Origin of the sequence: uncultured Marixanthomonas sp., assembly GCF_963974425.1 — a bacterium.
Lineage (GTDB): Bacteria > Bacteroidota > Bacteroidia > Flavobacteriales > Flavobacteriaceae > Marixanthomonas.
In genome coordinates, this window is sequence record NZ_CAXBCK010000015.1 from 38,941 (window position 1) to 51,870 (window position 12,930).

Genomic DNA, 12,930 nt, shown 5'->3' on the forward strand with positions numbered 1-12,930 from the left:
AAGAACGAATTAAAATATGAGACAAGAACACGCAAAGGATGTTTATAGATGCTACGACAAATTTATTAGTGAGTTTCTTTTAGAAGGAAATAGTATTCTAACTACTGAACATCGGGATATTCTTAATAAAACCACCATAAACAAGTGTTTTAAAAACTTTGTTGAAAATTATAACGATGAACAAGGGAGCAATTTTGATTCAAAAATAACACAACAATTTAAAGATGCAGATTTAGAAACAAGATTGGTGTTTGCCCACGCTGAATGGCTTTGGGCTTTTGCAGTAGATGATATTGGCTACCATAAAAAAATTCACTACACTCGAAGAACAACCGAACTAAGTGAAGACAAGCTGGTAAAAGATATTTATCCAAGAGGATTTGGAAGTGCAGGACAATGGCACACAAATAATAAATATTATGAAATCACCTTTTGCTTGCTAATAATCCAATTTATCAAAGAAAAGGTAAATAGTAATGAAATTAGCGAATTACAAGAAGTTAAGGATTGGATTGAAAATATCTGTTTATATCACAAATACGGAAATGAAATTGAAGGGTATGGTTTATCATCAGAATTTAAAGAAGCACTACCAAAAAGTAAACTGGCGCTAACCAACATTTTAACATACACCAGTAGTCCTGATAATTACGAACGCATTGCCTCTGAAAATCATAAAAATCAAATCATTGTTTCTTTCAACGGTTTATTGAGTGATGAGGAGAAAAAGAACTTAAATGCAGATGAAAAAATCTTTGCAATCAGGGAAAAGTTAGGAGAATATACAAAGATAGGTTTTGACTTTTATGAACGAGAATATTCTAAGATTTGGAATTATTCATTGACAGAAGAAGGCTTTTCTGAAGTTCAAGGTTTGCAATATAAAAAAGCTATAATTCTATATGGTCCACCAGGAACAAGTAAAACACATACTGCAAAGCATTTGGCCGAAGCCATAATCTCACATAGCTTTTTAAAAGACAGACAGAATGTTGTAAAATACTTTAAGGATAAACCAGACTTTACAGCGAATCGCATACACCATTTACAGCTTCATCCAAATTACACGTATGAAGATTTTATTGCAGGCTATCAATTAAAAAATGGTAATACAGAGAAAACCAAGGGAACTTTGTTCAATATCTGTAAAGCAGCAGAAGAAGATTCAGCGGGGCTACCACACGTTTTAATCTTAGATGAAATAAATAGAATTGATTTATCAAGGCTATTTGGAGAGGTCTTTTCAGCACTCGAAAATAGAGACGAGCCTATTGAAGTAGGAGTTGGTGAGTTAATGCTCACGATACCCAATAATCTATACGTAATCGGGACAATGAATGAGATTGATTTTTCATTGGAGCGTATTGATTTTGCATTGAGAAGACGCTTTTTATGGTTCTTTTATGGATATAATAAGGATATACTTTGGCAAATAATACATAAGAAAAACGATGCTTTAGATACACGATTAAAGATGGAAGATGAAATGGAGAGATATGTTCGTAATGTGACAAATCTCAACAAAAAAATTTCCACTATCCCAGAACTCGGCAAACAATATCAAATAGGACAGACATTTTTTGGAGAAATCGTTGAGATTTATAAAAGCTATAAAGAAATAGGTGGTTACACCAGCTTACAAAATCAACTTTATCGAAATGATGGAGGTCCAACAGGCATTTTATGGAATATTTCTATTCAACCTATGCTTGTATCATTTCTGGGTAATATGGATCTTGATTTACGAGATGAAATATTGAAAGAGCTTAAAAGTATATTCTTCAGTAAATAATGTCAAAATCGCCAATTATTATAAAAGCTAAAGATTGCTTTCCTTTTGAAAATCAAGAAGGAAATGGCGAGGCAATCCAATACTTTATTTCTAATCAACAAAAGTTGAATTTATTTCACATTGGAGACCTTCATAAGGACGATGATTTAGAGATAGCATACTTCAATACAAAAGATGCAAAATGGTACGCAGGAAGATTAGTTGGAGAGGCTCATTTTATTTTTAAGGACGTTGAATACAAAATAATAATTAAGCCAAGATTTGGAAATTTGCAGCTTTTTAGGATGTTAGAAGAGGTTTTTAACATCAAGCTAACCAAATCTAAGAGTTCCATTAAAAAACAGGACGACTACCAATACTTAATAAAACAACTGATTGCTTTTTTATGGTTAAACCTTTTGTCGAAAGCGAATAAACACGGTATTCCAAAACACAATGTTACAAAATATTACAAAGGCGCAATTGTAAGAGGTCGGTTAGATGTTAGAAAAAGTATTATTCCCCTTAAAGTCGAAGAAAAAATTGTGAGTAGATATACGGAGAAGGTAGTTGATTCTAATATTTCTAAAATTCTTCTTAAAGCCTACAAGATTTTAAAAGCAGATTACAAACTGTCCTCAATCAAAGTATCATTAGGCGCTAAAAACGCAATCGAACAATTATTGGCTTCCAGCACAAGAGAAACTTATTTGACTGAGTTAGATTTTAAAAAAGTAAAATACAATGATATTTATAAGTCATTTAAGCCTGTTGTAGACCTCTCTTGGGATATAATCAAAAAGAAAAATTTCAGTAATGACGATGATAAATCTTCTGATAGTTTTAGTTTTTTTATTGATATGGCGGAAGTTTGGGAGATTTATTTAAGGACAATTTTAAAAAGACATTTTTCGAAGTCCGGTTGGAAACTGAAAAAAGATAAAATATGGACATACCAGAATAAGGATTTTAAAAGATTGCTCATTCCGGATATTGTTTTGGAAAGAGATAATAATTTGATGGTATGGGATGCTAAGTACAAGAGAATGGAGTTTGATTATTACGATTATGACAGAGCCGATTTCTTTCAAATACATACTTATATAAATTATTACCATCAAAGTAAAAATGTCATTGCCGGCGGACTTTTATATCCTTTATCAAAAGAGTTTAATACAGATAGGCAATTCAAAAATAAATCCGAAACACTTTTTAGTCAAAAAACAACGAAGACAAAGTATCTAATCGACGGGATTGATTATACAGATTTGAACGAAGAAAAAGTTAAGCGAGAAGAGTTAAATTTTTTAAGTCGATTAACGGAATTACAAACATATTAAATATGAGAAACGTAGGTCAAATAGAGCGCATTACGCAAAAAAAAGTAGTTCAGTTTTTTGAATTGGGTTTGACCTATGATTATTTGGGCGACTGGAAAGACAGAACCGAAAACAGTAATATAGAACCTCAATACTTAACATCGTTCTTAAAAAAACAAGGCTATTCAGATACGCTTATTACCAAAGCCATTGAAAGATTGACCAAAGATGCAGATGATTTAGGCAAAAGCTTGTATGATGCCAACAAAGATATTTACAGTTTGCTTCGTTATGGCGTTAAAGTACGACCTGACGTTGGCGAAAATAAAGAAACCGTTTGGCTTATAGATTGGAAAAAACCAACTAACAATCATTTTGCCATTGCTGAAGAAGTTACTATTTCGGGAAACCATACCAAAAGACCAGATATTGTTATTTATGTAAATGGTATCGCTCTTGGCGTGATAGAATTAAAGAGAAGTACTGTAGGGGTTACAGAAGGTATTAGGCAGAACTTATTGAACCAAGAAAAGGATGTAATTGGTTCATTCTATACAACAATTCAGTTTGTAATGGCTGGAAATGATACTGAGGGTTTGCGTTATGGAACTATCGAAACTTCAGAAAAATATTATCTGCAATGGAAAGAAAACAATTCGACGAGCTCAGTGCACGAAAAAAGTAAACTTATAAAACACATTTCCCAATTATGTAATAAAGAACGTTTTTTAGAAATCATTCACGATTTTATAGTATTTGATAAAGGTGTTAAAAAATTGTGCCGACACAATCAATATTTTGGAGTAAAAGCCGCTCAGGAGAAGGTTCAAAAAAGAGAAGGCGGAATCATTTGGCACACACAAGGTAGTGGAAAAAGCCTAACGATGGTTTGGCTTACCAAATGGTTACGCAAAAATGTAGATGATGCGCGAGTATTGATAATTACCGATAGAGAAGAATTAGATAGCCAGATTGAAAAAGTTTTTAAAGGAGTTCAAGAGGATATTTACAGGACAACAAGTGGCCGGGATTTAATTGATACGCTAAATCAAAAAAATGAATGGCTTATCTGTTCATTAGTCCACAAATTTGGAGGCAAGGACGAAGCCAACTTTGATGCGTTTGCTGATGAATTAACGAGCAGCTTACCTAAAAACTTTAAAGCAAAAGGAAATCTATTTGTATTTGTAGACGAGTGTCACAGGACACAATCTGGCACTTTGAATAAAGCTATGAGGCAAATACTTCCCAATGCTGTATTTGTTGGTTTTACAGGAACACCTTTACTTAAAAAAGACAAGCAAAAAAGTATAGAGATTTTTGGTTCATACATTCATACCTACAAATTTGATGAAGCGGTTATTGACAAAGTGGTTTTGGACTTGAGATACGAAGCTCGGGATGTGGAACAAAATATTACTTCACAAAGCAAAATAGACCAGTGGTTCGATGCTAAAACGAGAGGCTTAACCGATATAGCTAAGCAAAAATTAAAGCGCCGTTGGGGAACAATGCAAAAGGTATTGAGTTCTCAGGACAGATTAAATAGAATTGTCGATGATATTTTAATGGATTTTGAAATTAAAGATAGGCTGCAAAATGGGACAGGAAATGCTATGTTGGTTTCAGGAAGTATTTATCAAGCCTGTCGTTATTACGAAATATTTCAACAGAAAGGGTTTAAGCGTTGTGCCATTATAACATCTTATAATCCCACACTTCAAAGCATAAAAGACGAAACAACTGGAGAGGAAGGCTATACTGAAAAATTGATGCAGTATGAAACCTATAAAAGAATGCTTGATGGAAAAACTACCGAAGACTTTGAATTAGAGGCAAAAACAAAGTTTATCGAAGAACCTGCTCAAATGAAGCTCTTAATTGTGGTTGATAAACTGCTAACGGGTTTTGATGCGCCATCTGCTACATACTTATACATTGATAAGCAGATGCGTGACCACGGTCTATTTCAAGCAATTTGTCGCGTAAACCGATTGGATGGAGAAAGCAAAGAATATGGCTACATCATTGACTACAAAGATTTATTTAAAAGTTTAGAAAACTCGATTAATGATTATACAAAAGAGGCCTTTGGCGAATTTGAAAACGACGATGTACAAGGGCTTTTGGATAATCGACTTGACAAAGCAAAAGAACGATTAGAAAATGCAAGAGAAACTATCAAGGCATTATGCGAGCCAGTATTCCCTCAAAACACGTTAAACTTTCAACGCTTTTTTTGTGGTGTATCTGAGAATAAGGAAGATTTAAAAAATACAGAACCTTTAAGAGTTCATTTATATAAATATACTGTTAGTTTAATTCGTTCGTATGCAAATGTTGCTAATGAAATGAAAGAAGCTGGATATTCAATAAGTGAAATCGAAACAATAAAACAAGAGGTTAAATTCTATACGAATTTAAGAGATGAAATCGAAAAAGCAAGTGGCGACTACATCGACTTAAAACGATTTGAGCCGGCAATGCGACACTTAATTGATAGTTACATCAGAGCAGATGAAAGTGAAAAAATTTCAGCTTTTGATGATTTATCCTTAGTTCAGTTAATTATTGAACGTGGCGAGGGTGCTGTTGAATCATTGCCCGAGGGCATCAGAAAAGATAAAGAAGCAGTTGCAGAAACCATTGAAAATAATTTGCGTAAAGTAATTATTGAAGAAGCACCAACTAATCCAAGATATTTTGAGAAGATGTCAGTTATTTTGGACGAATTGATATTGGAGCGCAAGCGTGAAGCATTTGATTACAAAAAGTATCTTCATAAAATAATTGAACTTACTAAAAGGGTTACTCATCCAAATAAAACTTCGGAATATCCAAATGTATTAGACACTAATGCAAAAAGAGCATTGTATGATAATTTAGGAAAAGATGAGGCACTTGCAGTATTAATGGATGAAGCTGTAAAGTATAATAAGCAAGCAGACTTCAGGGGCAATAAATTAAAAGAGAAAAAGATTAAAATTGCTATTAAGCATATACTTCCAGATGGTTACAGCGTTGATGAGATTTTTGAAATTATAAAAAATCAAAATGAGTATTAAAGAAAAGCAAATACAAGTTTTGGATTTAACCATTGATGTGGTAAAAAAAGACATCAATAATATGCACTTGGCCGTTTATCCACCGACGGGAAGAATCCGTATTGCTACACCTAAAGACTTGAATGACGAAGCCATTAGACTATTTGCTATAAGCAAGATAAGGTGGATCAAAAAGCACCAAAAAAACTTCTACGAACAACTAAGAGAAACATCAAGAGAGTATATAGATGGAGAAAGTCACTACTTTGATGGTAAACGATATTTATTACGAGTAATAGAGCGATACGGAAAACACGAGCTGAAAATAAAAAACAAAAGCTATTTAGAATTGTATGTCAGTCCTAAAGCTACTATTGAGGCAAAAGAAAAAGTATTTAATGAATGGTATAGAGACCATTTAAAAGAAATTGTTCCGAACATAATTAAAAACTGGGAAGAAAAGACCAATTTGAATTGTGAGAATTGGAACATTAAAAAAATGCGTACCAAATGGGGCTCTTGCAATATTGAAAAAAGAAAAATAATGTTGAATCTTGAGTTGGCAAAAAAACCGAGGCATTGTTTAGAGTATGTTATTGTTCACGAGTTAATGCATTTTTTAGAGCGTAATCATAACGATAATTTCAAAGGTCTTTTAGATAAATTTATGCCAAATTGGAAAACTTATAAAAGAGAATTGAATGATTTGCTTGTGGCTTATTAACACTTATAAATATGAGTTTGAAATATATCGTTGAAATATGTGTAGGTATAGACGTTGCTATCTTTGGCATTGCATATCCAATTATAATAACTGAAATTAATAAAATTGGAGATAAGTACGACTCTAACTATTTATCAGAGTTATTCCGTTTAGAATGGATTTCTAAAGAAATTCGTTTTTGGTCAATCCGAGTATCATTTTTTCAACTGATATTACTTTCAACGATAACCTCTTTTCTTTTTTTAATCCTTAATAGGAAACCATTATTTGGATGGGATAATATAATAATCAATAATTCAGCAGAATTAATTATTCTAGCCCTTACCCTGATATTGATTTTCTGCTTTATTTTTTGGATGCAGACCGTATCATTATATAATGGAAAATCAGTTAGACTATTGAAACACCTTATTAGTAGATACGAAAAGATTGATCATCCTGAAGCAGAAACCAAAAAATACTTTTTAAGAGGAATCAATGATTTTGCCTATTATACAATTAAAAGCCAAGATAATCACTTGCAACAACTATTACTTGATTTTTATTGGAGTGAATTTGAGAAATGTCGAGTAAATCATAAGGAACAGTTAGACAGTTTAATCGAGAATAAAAAAAAGAAAAAAGAATATAAAAAATTATTGACTCAAGGGGTTGAATATCCAATAGAATTATACGAATTAATCTACAGAATTAATTTAGAAACAAAAAACACAACTAATTACCTTACTACAAGTCTTGAGTTTAATGCTACAAGTGGATGGTGGCTATATGGCAAAGACTATCATCAACTCAAAATTTCAGAACTAACTTACCGATGGGTTTGGAAGATTTTGATTCTTAATTTAGATAATGATAGGAATTTAAAGATGTATTGGTCAAAAGCAAATCAATATTACACCTATGCTTTTAGGGTCTATCCTGAGTATGCAGATGGTGAGACGGAACCTATTAACAAGGAAGAAATTGAGATTAAACAAAAGGAGCGCTTACGGTTTTTAGAGTTTCATTATACTCTAGGAGGATTACTATTGCAAAAAAATAAATATAGTGTAATGAATTATCTATTCAATTACTCATCCTCATCACCACCGAATTATGTTTTACTACCTCAATCAATTAGTGATATTTTTTATTGGTTTGAAAGATTTAGTAATAGTTCAAATCTAAGAATGGAAGATATTGAAGTTTATTTCAAATTCCCTGATTTAGATAATTACGGAGTGAGCCATAAAATAAAATTTTGGATTTGCTCGTATATCTGTGTATTATATATCCGCCAATTTACATTAGTTCGATTTATGACTTTTCATAATCATACTGGAATGCCAAATCTACCAGATGAAAAAAGAGAATTAAAAGGAATACTCAATGGAATACCTGTTTTTAGGAGTTATTTAGATAAAATTCTTGAAAATGACAAATTACTGAGTGAGGTTGGATTAGATAGTATAAATAAAGAAAAAAAGGAGATAATAAAGAAGCATTTATCAGAAGTAGAAGAAGCTGCTATAAAAAAATTAGATTATACTCAAGAAGTAAAAGAATTGTCTGAAAGTAAAATTTCTCAATTTAATAAAAGGTCAAAGTTTATTATTAAAAAAGCATTTAATGAGTATAAGAATATACTTCTTGATTATGATAAAAAATTAGATTATGAGGACACGCTAAAATTAGTTGTAAATGGAGGAGTTGACATTATGCCTAAATCTTCATTTGTTGATAATGATATTCCTCATTTAAACTTTGATGATGCACTTGCACAAAGTATTGTGCGTAATTCTGTGAAAAAAAATATTCCAACTTCTTTCTCAGTTGCTAAAACGGAAAAATATTTAGTTAGTTCAGATAATATTTTAGGCGCTTTAGAAAAAACAATAAGTGGTAAAACTAAAAAAAAGAATATAATAATTTTAGGTTTTAATGTTGATTATCAAATCAAAGAAAAAATTAAAAATGCCGAAATTGATATACTTTTAAGACATAGTACTAATAATCATTTTAGAAATATTTTCTTTATTTTAAATAGGGATGATTTACCTAGATTGCAGAAGAGAGATATTTCCAAAAAAGAAAAGACTAAATTAGCATTAAAACCTATTTCTAAAAGTTTAAAACTTTATAGTTCAATTATTGAGTTAAATAAAAATGAAGAACTTAAATCAGAATGGTTAAATGCTGGCTATTCTAAAGAAGAGCTTGACAAAGAACCTCTAGTTCAAACTACAATATCTTTTAATTGGCTTTTACTTTGGAAAAAGAATCGGAGAATTATACAGTTAGGTATTTCAAATCCAAGCAAAGAACAGGGTATGGAGAGTGATATTAATGATATTAAACCATTGTAAAATAAGCATTAGTAATCACCTCAAAATATCCCAAAATATGAGCCGAATAGCATTCCTAATCAGCTCATAACATAAAATTAGCATACCAATTACTACCCGTTCCACCCCATTCCTCTGCATTTCGCAAAAAGCTTCATTCCAAGAAAAGCGGTTCACTATATTATCTTGAACCCAGTCGCAGAAAAAGCGACAGCGTTCGTCAAGCAAAAAGATTACCACAACCTTTTTCTACACAAAGTTTAAAATTCTGCCCGAGACGAACTGCATAACCGTTCGCGCACTCTCTATTATAAGTTCTTACTCGTTCATAATTTTAATGTCGGTTACTGAAAAGGTAACGGCGAGAGCGCTATGGGAAGTAAGTGAACGAAATTGAATTGTGTCCTGATCTATATCATTTTACTACAAATAATATTGGTACTTATAAAAAAATTAGAACTCATAATCAAAAGAAAAGGAAAACGCTCAAGATATAATAAGTATGTGATTTTAAAAGGTAAGGTATGTCAAATTATATCAAATGAACCATCCAAAATGAATATGAAAATTAGTTTATTTAAATGATTGTCAGTTTTTGTAGATAATCAACTTCAATTTATTACTAAAAAAAAAGGTGTTTAAAGTACCCAAAATAGCTTTTCGACCTTGGTTGAAAAGTATGAAGATCCTGAAATGTAATGAAGGAATCGAGTAGCAAGAGGATAACACGCGCTGCGATGTTATATTTTATAATACACTCATTTTCAATTAATTAAAACTATGTGGGTTTTTGCTTTTCCGTGAATTTGCGTCAAACGCCTTGTAAACCCCTGAAAACAGGCTCTTTTTTGCGACAAATTTCCGTGAAAACCAATTTTCATCATTTTAAATCACGGTTTCCAGTTTTATGGGTTGTTAGCTTTTTAAAACATATAATGCTTCCTTCGCTTTTTTTGTTTACAATAGTTTATCCCATTAACTTAAAAAATACTATTTCGGATTATTTTTTTTCTTTTCAAGCTTATCCAGTAGCTCTGTGACTTCATCTATAAATTTCTGTTCTCCAAAAGGGATGAGGTTTAAAATATGGCGTAATACTTCCTGTACATTATAATACGGTTGTGGAATAAGCGGATCATCAGGATGCTCTCCTTCGCTTAAGGCACGTATGCAGACTTTAAGTAAATTACCGATCAGGAACATCAAATCCATATGACCGGTTACTGGAAAGGAAACTTCATAATGGTCACCCATTCTATTATTGTTTTCTGGCTTGAGTCGATACAAATGAACATCCCGGGATTTATTAAGTTTTTTAAGTGTTTTTTTTGTTTTCATCGTTTATTGCTTTAGTTGTTTATTAGGATAGTTAAGTTTAATGGGCTACTCTATAATAGATGGGTTTGCTCCTTTCCAATTCTGATTCGGCCAATTGCCGGCAATGGTCTATACATGCATTACATACCTTTGCAACTTGATCAATCTCTTCTTTGTTTAGTGTTGTTTGCTTCGCTGTTTTTAAATGATTGGGCAGTTCAAGTAAACTTTCATACCAACTAGGGGGCAACATAGTAGAAAAGTCAAACCCATTGTAGGGGATTGATGTGATACCATTGCAAAGGCCTATGAGATACTCAAGGGAATACCGTTTTGGGGTATACTCCCAAAAGACAAACAACAGCCCTAAATAGATTTGACAAAAAGCGGTATATAATATAGAAAGTTGAGCGGAAGGTTCTGCTAAATATTGTTCGTATGTAAAGATAGAACACAGGTATCGGGCTCTTCTATAGCGAATGCTCCAATTGCTGTACATCGCTTCCCAAAGCGGCTTGTAGTAGACTGCTTTTTGATTTAATTCTTGAAGGGAAAAATTATGAGAGTACACTTGCTTTGCCCGGTCTCGTATGTGGCAGAGAAAGTTATCCCCTTCATCCATAGCAGTAACAGCTTCCCCTACTGTATAGCAAATACAGTATATTTTACATCCTTGATTGCTTTTTTTATATAAAGTATCGGTGAGTCGCTGTGGAGGCAGCTTTATTTTTTTAGGGGTAAACAGTACTACCGTATAGGTGTTGAAAAGACTTTTTGAACCCTCCAAAAAGTCCAAATATCGCTTCTGAATTGTGGACTGAGATTGTTTGTGAAGGAGATAGGCATTTTGCAAATCAAATTTTGTCTTAAGAAGCTCAGTAGCTTTTATAAGGTGTATATTCTCAGTATATAAAGTGCCTTTTAAAGGTTTGTTTTCTTTTTTTTTAGTTTGTAATGGTTGTTGGTTGTAGAGTGATTGTACAATATCCAACTCAAATTCAAATCGCTCTTTGGCTAAAGTGATCAGTTGGGTTGCCTTTTGGTGAAACTGTTCCAATTCATTTTTACTTACCGAAAATTCATTACTGTACCGCGCATTTGAATAGGCGCTGTCCAATTTTTCAAATATCACTCTATTATCTGGATTATCTATCGTAAGGATATCATTGAAACAACCCTCAAAAGCTTGCAGGTAGGTAATGTGGTCTAAAATGTGATGGGTGATTTTACATTTTCCTATGAGCAGCCATTCAGCCACCCGAAAAAACAGTTCAATGGATTGATGGTAATTAAAGGCTGCTACTTCAAAGGCTCCTTGTTGTTTGTGCATAATGGCTGCCGAGAGAAAAGCTTGAATCTTTTCCAGTTCGTAATCGATGTGGTCTTTCAATTTCTGTATAATCGCAGGAAATTTTTTCATTTTAAAATAGGCTAGCCATTGGGGCGGTTCTCCATAGACACATTGACCAAAAAAGAGTTGTTGCATAAAAAAGGAACATCCTTTTTTACATTCAATGGCAGCATATGAAATGCCATAGACCCGAATTTTTAAATGCATATGAACAGTTGAAAATGTATTGGCATAGGAAAGTAGTTGTGGGGGAATGTGCTGAATATCTTGAGCAGTTAGAACCACTACCCAATATTGTTGCTCTTCTTCCTCGTTATGTTTTTTGGAGAGATAAACCGCTTCTACTGATATAAAGGTGATAATTTGTTCTATAAATCCTTCTAGTTCTTTTTTATAAGGAAAATTATTTCGGATTTTGATGGGTGTTTTCATAACAGGTACTTTTGATTATTCCTGTTGAAGTAAGCCTAAAAAAATACCGTACCGAACCAATCGGTATTGTTATTTACCAAAACCCACTTGTTTTTTACTAAAAAGTAGTAGCTTGGTGCTACTTTTAGAATATTTAGTTATTTTTATACTATGAATACAACAGCAAAGACCAACCACATCGGAAGAAAGATCAGCCGCATACGTGAACTGCGCGGAATGAAACAAGAGACTCTGGCTGAAGAACTGGGCATCAGCCAACAGAGTGTTTCCACTATTGAACAAAGTGAAACTTTGGAAGATGAAAAGCTGGAAAAAGTGGCTGAAATCTTAGGAGTAACTAAAGAAGCCATCGAGAATTTTTCAGAAGAACAGGTTATAAACTACTTTAATACTTTTAATGAGAAAGTTTCTAGCAGTAATTTTGGTCATAATAATACCTGCACTTTCAACCCATTGGATAAATTAATGGAAACTGTAGAAGAAAACAAAAAGTTGTATGAAAGGCTAATACAAGTAGAGCAAGAAAAAATCACTTATTTAGAGAAGTTGCTCAATAATAAGTAATTTATTTTTAGGTTTTTTATTCCCTATACTACTGCCTGATTTCCCGATAGGCAGGAGGTTTCATTTTTTTTCTTACATTTACCC

8 protein-coding genes are annotated in these 12,930 nt (G+C 32.6%); 6 read left to right on the forward strand and 2 right to left on the reverse strand.

The window, feature by feature from the left end:
- Positions 1-16: 16 nt before the first annotated feature.
- Genes AACZ92_RS05940 through AACZ92_RS05960 form a run of 5 tightly spaced genes read left to right on the forward strand, consistent with a single transcriptional unit; the run spans position 17 to position 9,203 of the window.
- On the forward strand, positions 17-1,792 hold the full coding sequence (locus tag AACZ92_RS05940; protein WP_339698334.1) for an AAA family ATPase: 1,776 nt from the start codon (positions 17-19) through the stop codon (positions 1,790-1,792).
- On the forward strand, positions 1,792-3,111 hold the full coding sequence (locus tag AACZ92_RS05945; RefSeq protein WP_339698337.1) for a hypothetical protein: 1,320 nt from the start codon (positions 1,792-1,794) through the stop codon (positions 3,109-3,111). Before AACZ92_RS05940 ends, AACZ92_RS05945 begins: the two co-directional genes overlap by 1 nt.
- A gap of 2 nt (positions 3,112-3,113) precedes the next feature.
- Entirely contained in the window at positions 3,114-6,155 is a 3,042-nt protein-coding gene (locus tag AACZ92_RS05950) for an HsdR family type I site-specific deoxyribonuclease (RefSeq protein ID WP_339698340.1), read from the forward strand.
- The gene (locus tag AACZ92_RS05955) at positions 6,145-6,858 is read left to right on the forward strand and encodes a SprT family zinc-dependent metalloprotease (RefSeq protein WP_339698343.1); all 714 of its coding nucleotides are present in this window, start codon (positions 6,145-6,147) and stop codon (positions 6,856-6,858) included. The genes AACZ92_RS05950 and AACZ92_RS05955 overlap by 11 nt, the downstream gene beginning before the upstream one ends.
- An 11-nt stretch (positions 6,859-6,869) precedes the next feature.
- Positions 6,870-9,203 (forward strand): hypothetical protein, encoded by a 2,334-nt coding sequence (locus AACZ92_RS05960; protein WP_339698346.1) that lies wholly within the window; start codon positions 6,870-6,872, stop codon positions 9,201-9,203.
- 969 nt (positions 9,204-10,172) lie between these two features.
- Here the strand turns inward: AACZ92_RS05960 and AACZ92_RS05965 are convergent.
- The gene (locus AACZ92_RS05965; RefSeq protein WP_339698349.1) at positions 10,173-10,520 is read right to left on the reverse strand and encodes a hypothetical protein; all 348 of its coding nucleotides are present in this window, start codon (positions 10,518-10,520) and stop codon (positions 10,173-10,175) included.
- A 37-nt stretch (positions 10,521-10,557) separates the two neighbouring features.
- Complete coding sequence (locus AACZ92_RS05970) at positions 10,558-12,282, reverse strand: HEPN domain-containing protein (protein ID WP_339698352.1); 1,725 nt, start codon at positions 12,280-12,282, stop codon at positions 10,558-10,560.
- Between the two features lie 150 nt (positions 12,283-12,432).
- Between AACZ92_RS05970 and AACZ92_RS05975 the strand changes: the two genes are divergently transcribed.
- Positions 12,433-12,846, forward strand: coding sequence for a helix-turn-helix transcriptional regulator (locus AACZ92_RS05975; protein WP_339698353.1), 414 nt, complete (start codon positions 12,433-12,435; stop codon positions 12,844-12,846).
- The last annotated feature ends 84 nt before the right edge of the window (positions 12,847-12,930 follow it).